Consider the following 14,854-nt stretch of genomic DNA (forward strand, 5'->3'; position numbering starts at 1 on the left):
GAGCTCAATTTGACCAGCATGGAACCTGTAAGCACTGGTGTTGATCCGCGCCTGAGCTTTGATGACCCGTTGTTGGACGGATTGTTGATCCTCTGCAAACTGCACGACTGCACCGTCAGCCGTGCCAGTCTGAGCGCCGGGCTGCCGTTGCCCCAGCAGCGTCTGAGCCTGGACCTGCTGCCCCGTGCGGCAGCCCGGGCCAGCCTGCAGGCGCGTCTGCTGCGCCGGGAATTGGGGGCCGTCTCGGCGCTCAATTTACCGGTGCTGCTGATTCTCAAGCATGGCCGCTGCGCAGTCTTGCGGCGTTGGGGCGACGACGGCAAGGCGTTGATCCTGCCGAGCGAAGCCGAGGGCGGCGAACAATGGGTCAGCTTTGACGAACTGGCCGACGATTACAGTGGCCAGGCGCTGTTCGCCCGGCCACGGCATGAACTCGAAGACTTGCGCGCTCCCCTGGTGCCGCGGGTCGAAGCCTGGTTCCGCGATACCCTGAAGCTGTCGCGCTGGCTGTACAGCGATGCAATTCTCGCCAGTTTCCTGATCAACCTGCTGGGGTTGATGGTGCCACTGTTCGTCATGCAGACCTACGACCGGGTGGTGCCGAATCAGGCGACCTCGACACTTTGGGTGCTGTCCATCGGGCTGTTGATCGGTACCGGATTCGAACTGGTGCTACGGGTGGTCCGCGCCCATTTGCTGGACCAGGCCGGGAAAAAGACCGATATCATTCTTTCCGCCACCCTGTTCGAACGCATCACCGGCATGTCGATGAAAGCCCGCCCGGCGACTATCGGCGGTTTTGCCCAAAGCATCCATGACTTTCAGGGCCTGCGCGAATTCCTCACCGCGGTGACCCTGACCAGCCTGATCGACCTGCCCTTCGCCGTACTGATGCTGGTGGTGATCGGCCTGCTCGGCGGCTGGCTGGTGGTGATTCCGCTGCTGGCTTTTCCGATCACCATCATCTTCGCCATGCTGATTCAAGTCCGCCTGCGCGACACGGTGCAGAAGAGTCTGAGCCTGGGCGCCGAACGCCAGGCCTTGCTGATCGAAACCCTCGGCGGCCTGGAAACCCTCAAGGCCTGCAGCGCCGAAAGCGAACGCCAGCACAAATGGGAAAGCACCCACGGCGCCCTGACCCGTCTGGACAGCCATGCGCGCAACCTGTCGGCACTGGCCACCAACGGTACGCTGTTCATTCAACAGTTCTCCGGCATGGCGACCATCATCGCCGGGGTCTACAGCATCATTGCCGGCAACCTCAGCGTCGGCGCCCTGGTGGCGACCTATATGCTGGGTAGCCGGGTGCTGGCGCCGCTCGGGCAAATCGCCGGGCTGATCACCCGCTATCAGCAAGCCCAACTGACCATGCGCAGCACCGATGCGTTGATGTCCTTGCCGCAGGAACGCGATGCCAAACAACGGCCGCTGGAACGCACCCAACTGCAGGGCGCACTGGACGTCAACCAGGTGACCTTCCGCTACAACGGGCAAAACGCCCCGGCCCTGGCCAATATCAGTTTCAGCATGAAACCCGGCGAACGGATCGGCATCATCGGTCGCAGCGGCTCGGGCAAAAGCACCCTGGCGCGGCTGGTGATGGGCTTTTATGCGCCGGAAGAAGGCCAACTGCTGCTCGATGGCCTGGACCTGCGGCAACTGGACGTCGCCGACCTGCGCCAGCAAATCGGCTACGTTGCCCATGACCTGCCGCTGCTGGCAGGCAGCCTGCGCGACAACCTGACCCTGGGTGCGCGCTACATCAGCGACTCGCGGATGCTTGAAGTCGCCGAGCTGACCGGTGTCACCGAACTCGCCCGCCAACATCCCCAAGGCTTCGACCGACCGGTCGGCGAGCGTGGCCAGTTGCTCTCCGGTGGTCAGCGTCAGGCCGTATTGCTGGCCCGGGCGCTGTTGCTCGACCCGCCAATCATGTTGCTCGACGAACCCACCAGCGCCATGGACAACAGCAGCGAAGATGTCCTGCGTCAGCGTCTGCATGGCTGGGTTCAGGGCAAAACCTTGCTGCTGGTCACCCACCGCACCTCAATGCTCAGTCTGGTGGATCGGCTGGTGGTACTGGACAACGGTCGGATCGTCGCCGACGGACCGAAAGAAGCGGTCATCGATGCACTGCGCAAGGGCCGTGTCGGCTCTGCGGCTGTTTAGGAGTCGCCTATGTCTGCTTCACAAGGTTCACGCGGCTATTTCGACAGCTTCGGCAAAAGCGCGGAAAGCGAATTCATGCCGGAAGTGGCTGGCGCCTCGTTGCAGGATTCGCCGCGCTGGTCGCGGATGACGGTATGGATCGCCGCGGCGCTGATTATCACCGCGGTGGTCTGGGCCAAGTACGCGGTGCTGCAGGAAGTCACCACGGGCGAAGGCAAGGCCATTCCGTCGAGCAAGGTTCAGGTGATCCAGAACCTGGAAGGCGGGATCGTCACCGAAATCTTCGTGCGCGAAGGGCAAATGGTCAACAAGGGCGATACCCTGCTGCGCCTTGATGACACTCGTTTCCTGTCCAACAAGGGCGAGAGCGAAGCCGATCGTTTTGCCTTGATCGCCCAGGTCGAACGCCTGTCCGCCGAGGCCGAAGGACGGCCTTTCAAGCTCTCCGCCGAAGTCATTGCCAAAGCCCCGCAAGTGGCTGAAGACGAACGTTCGCTGTTTGAACAACGGCAACGACGGCTGGCCAGCGAACAGCGCACGCTGACCGAACAACTTCGGCAAAAAACCCAGGAACTGGCGGAGTTTCGCTCCAAACAGGGGCAATTCAGTTCCAGCCTGGCGCTGCTGCAACAGGAAATGAACATGTCGGCGCCGCTGGTGGGCACCGGCGCGGTGTCGCCGGTGGAAATCCTTCGGCTCAAACGCAGCGCGGTGGAGATTCGCGGCTCATTGAACGCCACCACCCTGGCCATTCCACGAGCCGAATCGGCGATCAACGAGATCAAGAGCAAGCTCGATGAATCGGTGCAGGGCTTCCGCTCGGATGCCGCCAAGGAGCTCAACGAAAAACGTACCGACCTGTCGAAAATCACCGCGTCGAGCATCGCCATCGATGACCGGGTGACCCGCACCACGGTGGTCTCGCCGGTGCACGGGATCATCAAAGTGCTCAAGGTCAACACCATTGGCGGCGTCGTCCAGCCGGGCAGCGACATGGTGGAAATCGTGCCGCTGGAGGACAACCTGCTGATCGAAGCCAAGGTCCGGCCGCAGGATGTGGCCTTCCTGCATCCAGGGCAAAAAGCCATGGTCAAGTTCAGCGCCTACGACTACACCATCTACGGTGGCCTGAGCGCCAAGCTCGAACTGATCGGCGCCGACACCATCACCGACGACAAGGGCAACAGCTTCTACCTGATCCAGGTGCGCACCGACAAAAACCACCTGGGCGGCGACGTCAAACCATTGCTGATCATCCCCGGCATGGTCGCCACCGTGGACATCATCACCGGCGAGAAAAGTGTGCTGGATTACCTGCTCAAACCGGTGCTCAAGGCCAGGACCGAGGCGATGCGGGAGCGGTAGCACTTTCTGGGCCCTCATGTGGCGAGGGGCTTGCCCACGCTGGCTCGCGCAGCGACCCCAAAACCATTCACCCCGTTGTGTCAGGTTGATCGCATCAGCCGGTTTTACGACTGCTTCGCAGCCGAACGGGGGCAAGCCCCCTCGCCACAGGGGATCGCGCCGTTCTTCTAAATTTCCCCACCATGATTGCGCCGAAAAGTCTCCTCCCCCATTGCCGCAATCTGCCTCTCGATCAAGGCTTCGAACGGCCGCAACAACGGTTCGAACGAGGTCGGTGCCTCAAGGATCTGCAACGCCTGGACAATCGCCTCCACCGTCGACAACGCTCCAGGCCCCGGTGCCTTGCGCAAGCGATAACGCGACACCGCGCCCTCGGCCAATGTCACCCGCGGCAACGCCGCCAGCAGCGGATTGAGGTGCAGCATCTTGCGTGCCTTGCGCCAGGTACCGTCCGGCACCACCAGCAGCAGCGGTTGATCCGCCGGGGTGTAGGCCTGCAATGGCTGCGCATCCTGCGCCGGAAACAACAACCGCGCCTGATAACCCGGCTGATTGAGCAGCCCGGGTAAATCCTCGAACACCTCGCCGACGATCAACTCGGCATTGTTCAGCCCCAACGCCGCCAGCCGTGCGGTATTCAATGCATGGTTCACTTCACTGGGATGCTGCAACAGCAACACCCGGGTGCGGCTGTCCAGGTGCGGGATCAATGGGCACAGGCAATGGGTTTCAGGGCGCAGGCAACGGGAGCATTGGCGTCTGGACATAGGGTTCTCCCGATCAGGCCTGGTTGAGCTGGGCTTTGAGCAAGTCGCGGAAGGTCTGGATCAGCGGTTCACGGCTGCGACCACGGCGCACGATCATCGAGAACGGCGCCTGATAACCAAAGGTCGCCGGCAGCAACACCCGCAAATCGCCCTTGTCGGCCCAGGCCTGGGCATAGTGCTCCGGCAGGTAACCGATGTAGGCGCCGGACAGCACCAGAATCAGTTGCGCCTCCATACTCTCCACCGTCGCCGCGCTGTGCTTGAAGCCATGGCGAGCCAGTTCGGCCTGGCTCCAGTAACCGCGCCCGACCATGCGTTGCTGGGTGATGACTTGCTCGGGGATGCGCCGCTCGCTGAACAACGGATGACGACTACTGCAATACAACCAGTGCTGCTCGCGATACAGCGGCATATAGACCAGCCCGCTCATACGGGTGGAAAACGCGCCGATCGCCAGGTCCAGACGATTGTCCTGAACGCCGAGCTGCAGCTCATAGGGACTCATGACCGACAAGTGCAAATGAACCGCCGGGTGCTCCTGGCTGTAGGCGCCGATGGCTTCGGCGAACGGCAAGGCCTTGTCGCTGACGGTGGAGTCGATGACCCCGAGGTTGAGGGTGCCACGCAATTCGCCCTTGAGCGCCGCGGCGTATTGCTCGAAGCCTTCCAGCTCGCCGAGCAGGCGCAGGGTTTCCTGGTGGAACAGCTCGCCTTTGCTGGTCAGGCTGAAACCGCCCCGGCCACGATGGCAAAGCACCAGGCCCAACGCGGCTTCGAGCTGGCTCATGTAAGTGCTGATGGCCGACGTCGACAGGTTGAGTTCCTGCTGGGCATTGGCAAACCCCTGATGCCGCACCACGCTGACGAAGATGCGCAAAAGTTTGAGGTCGGGTAAAGCGTTGGCCATGGGGGCTCCAATTACAAGGTGACGCACAAAGCCTTTGTGGCTACGGGGATTACTGTGGCGAACAACAAAAGCTCCCTCGCCACAGGTTTGGCGTTCGCCTTAGATACCTGGTGCAAAGTCTAATCCGCCAAAGCCCATTAGTTTAGAAAAATCTGAACTAAGTATTTGCCCGTAGCGATTCTTCTCGCTCACTACATTTCGCAGAATCGGCCCCTGACAAATAAAACAACGATGAGGCCCTACCCGTGGACAAGATTCTTCACCAACCACTGGGCGGCAATGAAATGCCGCGCTTCGGCGGCATCGCCACCATGCTGCGACTCCCCCATTTGCAATCCGCTGCCGGCCTGGACGCTGCCTTCATCGGCATCCCGCTGGACATCGGCACCTCGCTGCGCCCCGGCACCCGCTTCGGCCCACGTGAGATTCGCGCTGAATCGGTGATGATCCGCCCGTACAACATGGCCACCGGTGCTGCGCCTTTCGACTCGCTGTCGGTCGCCGACATCGGTGACGTGGCGATCAACACCTTCAACCTGCTGGACTCCGTGCGCATCATCGAAGAAGCCTACGACGAGATCCTCGAGCACAACGTTATCCCCCTGACCCTGGGTGGCGACCACACCATCACCCTGCCAATCCTGCGTGCCATCCATAAGAAGCATGGCAAGGTCGGTCTGGTGCATATCGATGCCCACGCCGATGTGAACGATCACATGTTCGGTGAGAAAATCGCCCACGGCACCACCTTCCGCCGCGCCGCGGAAGAAGGCCTGATTGACTGCGACCGCGTGGTACAGATTGGTCTGCGGGCCCAGGGCTACACGGCTGAAGACTTCAACTGGAGCCGTAAACAGGGCTTCCGGGTGATTCAGGCCGAAGAATGCTGGCACCACTCGATGGCACCGCTGATGGCTGAAGTCCGCGAGAAAGTCGGCGGCGGCCCGGTGTACCTGAGCTTTGACATCGACGGCATCGACCCGGCCTGGGCACCCGGTACCGGCACCCCGGAAATCGGCGGCCTGACCACCATTCAAGCGATCGAGATCATCCGCGGCTGCCAGGGCCTCGACCTGATTGGCTGCGATCTGGTAGAAGTCTCGCCACCCTACGACACCACCGGCAACACCTCGCTGCTGGGCGCCAACCTGCTGTACGAAATGCTCTGCGTACTGCCGGGCGTGGCCCACCGCTGAGGATTGATCATGAGCGAACGTGATCAGGTGTTGAAAGCCGCCGCCGAACTGGTGTCGGCCTTCGCCCGTAACGATCGCGAAGCCTACTTCGGCGCGTTCAGCGCCGACGCCAGCTTCGTTTTCTACACCCTCGAACAGCCGTTGCTGTCCCGCGAGGCCTATCAGGCCTTGTGGGACACCTGGCGTCTCGAGGATGGATTCGAAGTGCTCTCGTGCACCTCGAGCAACGCCTTCGTCAGCCTGCAGGGTGACGTGGCGATTTTTATTCATGACGTCGCCACCGAGCTGCGCATGCAAGGGGAGCAACTCTTTAGCCAGGAACGCGAAACCATTGTGTTTCGCAAGCAACAAGGCCGCTGGCTGGCCTGCCATGAACATTTGTCCGCAATGCCGGATGGGCTGCCACCCCCTTAGCCTCGTGTGATCGGAGCAGATCATGAATAACAAAAACAAAGAAAACAGCATCAGTACTATTGAAACCTTCGGGGTCGAACAGATCCCGGACCATGAGCGTACCGCCAAACCAAGCGATCTGTTTCGCCTGATCTTCGGCGGTGCCAACACCTTCGCCACCGCTGTGCTCGGCAGCTTCCCGGTGCTGTTCGGCCTGTCGTTTCAAGCCGGGGTCTGGGCAATTGTGCTGGGCGTCTTGCTTGGCTCGATCATCCTCGCGCCCATGGGCCTGTTCGGCCCGCTCAACGGAACCAACAACGCTGTGTCTTCCGGTGCGCATTTCGGCGTGCACGGGCGGATCGTCGGTTCGTTCCTGTCGTTGCTGACCGCCATCGCGTTCTTCTCGCTGTCGGTATGGAGTTCCGGCGACGCGTTGATCGGCGGCGCCAAACGCTTGATCGGCCTGCCGGAAACCGACCTGAGCCTGGGCCTGGCCTACGGCCTGTTCGCGATTCTGGTGCTGACCGTATGCATTTACGGTTTCCGCTTCATGTTGTGGGTCAACCGGATTGCGGTGTGGGCTGCCAGCCTGTTGTTCCTGCTGGGGATCTTTGCCTTCGCGCCGGCCTTCGACAGCCAGTTCGCCGGCACCGTCAGCCTCGGTCAGGCCGGCTTCTGGGCCGCCTTCATCGGTGCCGCGCTGGTGGCCATGAGCAACCCGATATCCTTCGGCGCGTTCCTCGGCGACTGGTCGCGCTACATCCCGCGCGAAACCCCGAAAGGCCGGATCATGCTGGCGGTCATCGCCGCGCAGGCAGCCACCTTGATTCCGTTTCTGTTCGGCCTGGCCACCGCGACCATCGTCGCGATCAAGGCGCCGGATTACATCGCGGCGAACAACTATGTCGGCGGGCTGCTGGCGGTTTCACCGAGCTGGTTCTTCCTGCCGGTGTGCCTGATCGCGGTGATCGGCGGCATGTCCACGGGCACCACTTCGCTGTATGGCACCGGGCTGGACATGTCCAGCGTGTTCCCGCGGGTGCTGTCGCGGGTCAAGGCGACCTTGTTGATTGGCGTGATGTCGATTGCCTTCATCTTCATCGGGCGCTTTGCGGCGAACCTGGTGCAGAGCGTGTCGACCTTCGCCGTGCTGATCATCACCTGCACCACTCCATGGATGGTGATCATGATCATCGGCCTGCTGGTGCGCCGCGGCTTCTACTGCCCGGATGACCTGCAAGTGTTCACCCGTGGCGAGAAAGGTGGTCGCTACTGGTTCCAGCACGGCTGGAACTGGCGTGGCCTGGGCGCCTGGATCCCGAGTGCACTGGTCGGTTTGTGCTTTGTGAACCTGCCGGGGCAGTTCGTCGGTCCGCTGGGCGACCTGGCGGGTGGTATCGATATCAGCCTGCCGGTGACTCTCGGCTTGGCATCCGTGGTGTACCTGGCGCTACTGAGCCTGTTCCCGGAACCGGCTGCAGTGTTCGGGCCCAACGATCCACGCAGCAAGAGCACGGATTCGCTCGCTAAATCTGAATTAAGACAAGCAGCCTGATAAAGAACTATCTGTAGGAACGGGCTTTATGTGGCGAGGGAGATTTTGTGGCGAGGGGGCTTGCCCCCGCTGGGTCGCGAAGCGGCCCCAGAATCAGCAACGGTAATTTTTTAGAAAGAACCCGTGGCCGGTTTTGCGACTGCTACGCAGTCGAACGGGGGCAAGCCCCCTCGCCACAGCAAGCTCCCTCGCCACAAAAAAGCGGTTTAAACCTGGTTTCACCATAAAAAAGACAATCGGAGACACGTTGTAATGGCTTTGGATTTATTTGTTGTACTCATTTATGCCGCAGGCATGCTGGTGCTCGGTTACTACGGCATGCGCAAGGCCAAGACCCACGAAGATTACCTGGTGGCCGGACGCAACCTCGGTCCGACCCTGTACATGGGCACCATGGCTGCCACCGTTCTGGGCGGCGCCTCGACAGTCGGCACCGTGCGCCTGGGTTATGTCCACGGCATCTCCGGCTTCTGGCTCTGCGCAGCACTGGGTTTGGGCATCATCGCGCTGAACCTGTTCCTCGCCAAACCGCTGCTCAAGCTGAAAATCTTCACCGTTACCCAGATTCTGGAAAAGCGCTATAACCCGATGGCCCGTCAGGCCAGCGCGGTGATCATGCTGGCCTACGCGCTGATGATCGGCGTGACCTCGATCCTGGCGATCGGCACTGTACTGGAAGTGCTGTTCGGCCTGCCGTTCTGGATTTCGGTACTGCTCGGCGGTGGTGTGGTGGTGGTTTACTCGACCATCGGCGGCATGTGGTCGCTGACCCTGACCGACATCGTCCAGTTCGTGATCAAGACCGTCGGCCTGATGTTCATCCTGCTGCCGATCTGCCTGTACCGTGTAGGCGGTTGGGATGAACTGGTGACCAAGCTGCCAGCCTCGAACTTCAGCTTCACCACCATCGGGTGGGACACCATCATCACTTACTTCCTGATCTACTTCTTCGGGATCCTGATCGGTCAGGACATCTGGCAGCGGGTGTTCACCGCCAAAAGTGAAAAAGTCGCCCAGGTCGCCGGCACCGTCGCCGGGGTCTACTGCATCGCCTATGGTCTGGCCTGCGCCCTGATCGGCATGGCCGCCCACGTGCTGCTGCCGGACCTGGACAACGTCAACAACGCCTTTGCCGCCATCGTCAAAGCCTCTCTGCCGGACGGCATCCGGGGTCTGGTGATCGCTGCCGCCCTGGCCGCCATGATGTCCACCGCCAGTGCCGGTCTGCTGGCCGCCTCCACCACCTTGACCGAAGACCTGCTGCCAAGACTGCGCGGCGGCAAACAGTCGAGCCTGAACATCAACCGTCTGTTCACCCTGCTGACCGGCATCGCTGTGCTCGGTATCGCACTGGTGGTCAACGACGTGCTCAGCGCCCTGACCCTGGCTTACAACCTGTTGGTGGGCGGCATGCTGATCCCGCTGATGGGCGCCATTTTCTGGAAACGTGCGACCACCGCTGGCGCCATCACCAGCATGGGCCTGGGCTTCGTCACTGCCCTGGTGTTCATGTTCAAGGATGGTATGGAGGCCAACACGCCGATCTACTACAGCCTCGCGGTCGGTTTGATCAGCTTCGTCGTGGTCAGTCTGTTGTCCCCTCGCCCGGTAACAGCGAACGTGGCCAACGCGATCTAATCTGAGCGTAACAACGGTTTACCATTTTCTTCGATGGGTACGGCGTCGGTTGCCGTACCCTTTTTTTTCGCCTGAATTTTTCCTCCGAGGGAAGCGCAATGAAAATAGTCAGCCGCGATCAATGGTTCGAAGTCAAAACCCTGAGCGACGGCGTGCGCCTGATTCACGAGCCGTATATCCGCCCCTTCTACCGCTGCAACCTGTGGCACATCCAGGGCCGCGACAAGGACCTGCTGGTGGACAGCGGTTCAGGGCTGGTGAGCCTGCGCGAGCAACTGCCCTGGCTCACCGAACGACCGCTGCTGGCAGTCGCCAGCCACACTCATTTCGACCACATCGCCGGCCATCATGAATTCCCCGAGCGCCTGGTGCATCCGGCCGAAGCACAGATCCTCGCCGAACCCGATGGCGACAACACCCTGGCAACGGCGTTCGTCGGTGACGAGATGTTCGAGGCCCATCCGGATTGCCCATTGTGCTACGCCGAATACCGGGTCAAGGCCGCGCCCGCCACTCGCTTGATCGAAGAAGGCGACGTGCTCGATCTCGGTAACCGCACCCTGCAGGTGCTGCACACGCCCGGCCATTCACCGGGTGGCATCAGCCTCTGGGAAGCCGCTACCGGTACCCTGTTCAGCGGCGACATCATCTACGACGGCCCGTTGATCGAAGATGCCTACCACTCCAATCTCGAGGACTACGCGAAAAGCCTGCAGCGCCTACGCGAATTGCCAATCCGCACCGTGCACGGCGGACACTTCCCGAGTTTTTCCGGTGAACGCCTGCGCACGCTGATTGATGAGTGGAACCGGCAGCATCAGTAATCTGTGCTGTACTGGCGGTTAGCGACTGCCGTTTTTGCAGGAAGACGGTACAAGGATCGCTAGCGTCATCTCTGACAGCTATCGCAGTGCCCCCAGGACGGGTCAAACATCACGACAACCTCCCCCTGCCAGAGGTGTGTATGTACCGTACTCAAACACCACGAGTCATCTGCCGCGCCATCAAGAAACAACCCCCTCCTCCCGGTTCACCCCTGAAAAAAACTGCTCGTGACGAGCAACACCTGAGCCGCGCGAGGAATCAACATGAATAGAGCAGCCGTGCGTGACGCCGTGCATCGCTACATTGGTCGTCTACTGGACGGCAAAGATGGATTTGATGATGACATGAGCCTGGAGCAGTTGGGGCTGGACAAGCAGGATATCGAGGAGCTGATCTTCCGCCTGGAAGACGAGTTCGAGCTGAGCGCTTTCACCCGCGAAGAAGATCAACTGCTCAAGCGCGCAATCACAGTCGATGACCTGTGCCGGTTTCTGCTGGAGATTTCCGGGCGTTGAGCGGGTGGGCGGATGTACCCAATGATTTGGGTACATTCGCAAGAGACAGGTCGGCTGTCAGGCCGCCATCGCGAGCAAGCTCGCTCCCACAGTGGATCTGGGTACATCCATAGGAGCCAAGTTGGCTGTCAGGCCGTCTTCGCGAGCAAGCCCGCTCCCACAAGGCCAGCGAGCATCTATCTGCGCTGCTGACGTCGACGCTGTTCGTCGTCTGTACGGATTGGCACGGGTTGCAGAGGCGGTTCAATCAGGCCGAGAGCAACACCGAGGTCGTGGAGCCAGTTTTGAATTTTCTCTTTCATGGTGCCCCCTTCAGGGTAATGCCGAGCGACCGGGATTCTGTAGCCGCTTCTAACTGATAATAGTCCGAACTCCTACGCAATGCTCGCCCGGTATGACAATGATCTGTTACAGAATTATTTAGAATGTGCCGAATCATGCGCTGGCCCTGGCTAACGCCGGTTGCACAGGGCTTGCTGCCTGTTGCAGTTCGATCCAGGCATTGAGGTTCGCGCCGACCATGCCCTTGCGCCACATCAGCCAGGTGGTGGCGCTGGCGAACGGCTCGGCCAGCGGGTGCACCGCCACGCTTTCGCGCCCTGGCAGGCTGGCGAGCATCGACTCCGACATCAATGCCACACCGGAACCGGCAATCACACAGGCCAGCATCCCCTGATACGACTCGATCTCCATCGCCCGGCCCATGGTCGCGTGATCATTGGCAAACCAGGCCTCCAGACGCATACGGTACGAGCAACCCCGACGAAAGGTAAACACCGAGCGCCCTTGCACATCCAGGGCGCTGCGTACCGGCGGATGCTCGGCCTCGCTGATCAGCACTAACTTCTCGTCGCACAGTGGCACCCCGTCGAGTCCGGCCAGTTCCAGCGGCCCATCCACCAGTGCCGCGTCAAGCCGGCCGGTGAGCAAGCCTTCCAGCAGCTCACCGCTGGGGGCAGACTGCACTTGCAGGTTCACCGTCGGGTAGGTGCGGTGGTATCGCGCCAGCAACGCCGGCAGATGAATCGCCGCGGTGCTGTACATGGTGCCCAACACGAAATCCCCGGCCGGTTGGCCACCCTGTACCGCCGAGTGGGCTTCATCGTGCAAGGCAAATAGCCGCGCGGTGTAGTCCAGCAGCACCTTGCCAGCGGGTGACAACTGCAAGCGCTGCCGTTCACGGACAAAAAGTTCGACACCCAGTTGCTCTTCCAGCTGCTTGAGCCGGGTCGACAGATTGGATGGCACCCGATGCAGCCGCTCGGCGGCCCGGGTGATGGAACCTTCCTCGGCGACGGCCTGGAAGATGCGCAATTGGCTGAACTCCACACCTTTCTCCAAATATGAACAAGTTACTCACTATTATTCATTTTTAAAGAAAGTCAATCAGTCCTAGCCTGACGGTCATTGCTCCTTTGTCGGAATCCAGACCATGTCACCGCTGATTCGCCTGCTCGCCAGTTTCATAGCCTTGATGATGGCCATGGGTATTGGCCGCTTCGCCCTCACCCCGCAACTGCCGCACCTGCTCAGTGAAGGTCAGATCGACCTGACCGCCGCCGGGCTGATCGCAGCGGCCAACTACCTGGGTTACTTCATCGGCGCACTGGACGCGATGTTCGCCCGCCGTCCCGGGCAGGTGCGTCGTCGTTTGCTCGGCGGTTTGTGGTTGTGCGTGTTGCTGACGCTGGCTTCGTACTGGGCAACGGGCTTCTGGACGCATCTGCTGCTGCGTTTCGGCACCGGCGTCGCCAGCGCCTGGGTCCTGGTGATGATCACCGCGCTGAGTCAGCCATTGGCGTTGGCTGCCGGGCGTCCACGGCTCGGGGCACTGGTGTTCGCCGGGCCGGGGCTGGGGATTTTCCTGACCGGATTACTGGCCCTGGGCTCGAATCTGCTAGGGCAAAGCTCGGCTACCCTGTGGCTAATGTATGCCGCTGTGGGGCTACTGATGCTGCTGGTGATTCTGCCGATCCTGCCACAACCGGTAGCGAGCGTGACCGCTGTACCCATGGCGCTGACCTCGGGCAATGCCGGAATCCCTCGACTGGGGTTGATCTATGCCTTGTACGGGCTGGGTTACATCATTCCTGCGACCTTCCTCTCGCAGATGGCCAATGCGCAGTTCCAGGGGCAATGGCAGGCCGACCTGTTCTGGCCGTGTTTCGGCCTGGCCGCAGCCAGCGGTGTGGTATTGGTCAGCCTGCGTCGGCCCAATCCGAACACCACCCGGCATTGGTTGATCGCGACCTTATGGCTGCAAGCCGCCGGAGTCTTCGCTTGCCTGCTGGGCAGCGGGCCGGGACTGGCGCTGGGAGTGATTCTCTGCGGCACACCGTTTCTGGCCTGCATGCAACTGGTGATGCAACGCTCACGGGAACTGGCGCCTCACGCCACCCAACGTAATGCCGGGCTGCTGACCGCCTGCTTCGCCGTGGGTCAGCTCAGCGGGCCGTTGCTGGCGGCGCTGAGCAGTCATTTCAGTGGTGGGCTGCAGCCGGCGCTGATCGTGGCGGGGGGTGGTCTGCTGCTGGGGGGCGCGCTGTTATTGCGCCCGGTCATTGCCCGAGGGCTGTGTGCAAACGACGGCGCACCCACTGCTCTGCGCTGACAAAGGTGATGCCGAGCAAGACCAGCACGGCACCAACGATGAAGTTGAAACTCAGCGGTTCATTCAGCAGCACCACACCGAAGGTGACGCCGAACAACGGCGTCATAAAGGAGAACACCGCCAGATTCGCTGCCATATAACGGCGTAACAACCAGAACCAGGTCAGGTAACTGAAGAACGACACCACCAGGCCCTGGAACAGCACGCTGGCCACTGCCACGGTGGTCAGGCTGACATGGCTGATCTGCCCGCTCACGGCGGCAATCAGCAGCAGTCCGACGAAGCCGACGATCAGCTGGTAGAACAAGGTCAGGGTCGCCGGCGCTTCGGACAAGCGTGAAGCGCGCACTACCACTGTGGTCGCGCCCCAGGCTGCCCCGGCCAATATGCCCAAGACATCCCCCAGCAGCATCCGCCGGTCGAGATTATCCAGCGACAGCCCACCGGCAAACGCAAAGCCGATGCCGACAAACGCAAGGAGAATCCCCAACCATTGCAAGGGCCTCAGCCGCTCACTCGGCAACAGCCAGTGCACGCCCAGGGCGGTGAAGATCGGTGCGGTGTAGAGGAACACCGACATGTGCGCCGCCGTGGTCAGTTGCAGGCCTTCGGCGATGAACAGGAACTCGAGGCCAAACAGACTGCCGGCGAGCAGACCGCCGCGCCAGGTACTGCCGACCTGCTCCCAGCCGCCCTTCCAACAGATCAGCAACGCCACCAGTACCGCGGCGATGCCGGAGCGGCCGGCGGCCTGCATGATCGGCGCGATGTCCGCTGCCGCCCATTTGATCATCACCTGCTGCACGCCCCAGATCAGGCACAGACCGAGCATCACTTGCAGGGCAAAACCATCGGCGCTGCGCCGTGAATAACTCACCGCAGAACCTCGAAGACAGACAAAAACATTGGAGAC

At 61.2% G+C, this 14,854-nt stretch carries 14 protein-coding genes; 9 read left to right on the top strand and 5 right to left on the bottom strand.

Going from position 1 to position 14,854, the window contains the following annotated elements:
- Positions 1–9 precede the first annotated feature (9 nt).
- Complete coding sequence (locus ACA064_RS23200; RefSeq protein WP_497670217.1) at positions 10–2,169, top strand: type I secretion system permease/ATPase; 2,160 nt, start codon at positions 10–12, stop codon at positions 2,167–2,169.
- A gap of 9 nt (positions 2,170–2,178) precedes the next feature.
- The gene (locus ACA064_RS23205; protein WP_497670218.1) at positions 2,179–3,534 is read left to right on the top strand and encodes an HlyD family type I secretion periplasmic adaptor subunit; all 1,356 of its coding nucleotides are present in this window, start codon (positions 2,179–2,181) and stop codon (positions 3,532–3,534) included.
- Positions 3,535–3,701: 167 nt separating this feature from the next.
- Here the strand turns inward: ACA064_RS23205 and ACA064_RS23210 are convergent, their stop codons facing one another.
- Both ACA064_RS23210 and ACA064_RS23215 read right to left on the bottom strand, forming a co-directional pair.
- Positions 3,702–4,301, bottom strand: coding sequence for a tRNA-uridine aminocarboxypropyltransferase (locus ACA064_RS23210; RefSeq protein WP_497670219.1), 600 nt, complete (start codon positions 4,299–4,301; stop codon positions 3,702–3,704).
- 13 nt (positions 4,302–4,314) lie between these two features.
- Positions 4,315–5,208, bottom strand: a complete 894-nt coding sequence (locus ACA064_RS23215) for a LysR family transcriptional regulator (protein WP_095054283.1) — start codon at positions 5,206–5,208, stop codon at positions 4,315–4,317.
- 245 nt (positions 5,209–5,453) lie between these two features.
- Between ACA064_RS23215 and speB the strand changes: the two genes are divergently transcribed.
- From speB to ACA064_RS23245, 6 genes are all read left to right on the top strand, one after another.
- Positions 5,454–6,404, top strand: coding sequence for an agmatinase (speB, locus tag ACA064_RS23220; protein ID WP_497670220.1), 951 nt, complete (start codon positions 5,454–5,456; stop codon positions 6,402–6,404).
- Between the two features lie 9 nt (positions 6,405–6,413).
- Positions 6,414–6,818 (top strand): YybH family protein, encoded by a 405-nt coding sequence (locus ACA064_RS23225; protein ID WP_497670221.1) that lies wholly within the window; start codon positions 6,414–6,416, stop codon positions 6,816–6,818.
- Positions 6,819–6,840: 22 nt separating this feature from the next.
- The gene (locus ACA064_RS23230; RefSeq protein WP_497670222.1) at positions 6,841–8,352 is read left to right on the top strand and encodes a purine-cytosine permease family protein; all 1,512 of its coding nucleotides are present in this window, start codon (positions 6,841–6,843) and stop codon (positions 8,350–8,352) included.
- A gap of 252 nt (positions 8,353–8,604) precedes the next feature.
- Positions 8,605–9,990, top strand: coding sequence for a sodium:solute symporter family protein (locus ACA064_RS23235; RefSeq protein WP_497670223.1), 1,386 nt, complete (start codon positions 8,605–8,607; stop codon positions 9,988–9,990).
- A gap of 98 nt (positions 9,991–10,088) precedes the next feature.
- Positions 10,089–10,814 carry an MBL fold metallo-hydrolase gene (locus ACA064_RS23240; protein ID WP_497670224.1) on the top strand — a complete coding sequence of 242 codons (726 nt, stop codon included), beginning with the start codon at positions 10,089–10,091 and terminating at the stop codon, positions 10,812–10,814.
- 264 nt (positions 10,815–11,078) lie between these two features.
- Positions 11,079–11,330 carry an acyl carrier protein gene (locus ACA064_RS23245; RefSeq protein WP_497670225.1) on the top strand — a complete coding sequence of 84 codons (252 nt, stop codon included), beginning with the start codon at positions 11,079–11,081 and terminating at the stop codon, positions 11,328–11,330.
- A gap of 176 nt (positions 11,331–11,506) precedes the next feature.
- Here ACA064_RS23245 and ACA064_RS23250 read toward each other — a convergent pair whose 3' ends face one another.
- Positions 11,507–11,632: a PA1414 family protein gene (locus ACA064_RS23250; protein ID WP_263596377.1), complete on the bottom strand. Its 126-nt coding sequence runs from the start codon at positions 11,630–11,632 to the stop codon at positions 11,507–11,509.
- Positions 11,633–11,765: 133 nt separating this feature from the next.
- Positions 11,766–12,659 (bottom strand): putrescine utilization regulator PtrR, encoded by an 894-nt coding sequence (gene ptrR, locus ACA064_RS23255; RefSeq protein ID WP_497670226.1) that lies wholly within the window; start codon positions 12,657–12,659, stop codon positions 11,766–11,768.
- 103 nt (positions 12,660–12,762) lie between these two features.
- Here ptrR and ACA064_RS23260 point away from each other — a divergent pair, with 103 nt between their 5' ends.
- Entirely contained in the window at positions 12,763–13,941 is a 1,179-nt protein-coding gene (locus ACA064_RS23260) for an MFS transporter (RefSeq protein ID WP_497670227.1), read from the top strand.
- Here the strand turns inward: ACA064_RS23260 and ACA064_RS23265 are convergent.
- Positions 13,889–14,818 carry a DMT family transporter gene (locus tag ACA064_RS23265; RefSeq protein WP_497670228.1) on the bottom strand — a complete coding sequence of 310 codons (930 nt, stop codon included), beginning with the start codon at positions 14,816–14,818 and terminating at the stop codon, positions 13,889–13,891. The two genes, ACA064_RS23260 and ACA064_RS23265, sit on opposite strands and share 53 nt — an antisense overlap.
- Positions 14,819–14,854 lie beyond the last annotated feature (36 nt).

This window comes from Pseudomonas sp. LBUM1658 (assembly GCF_059716055.1).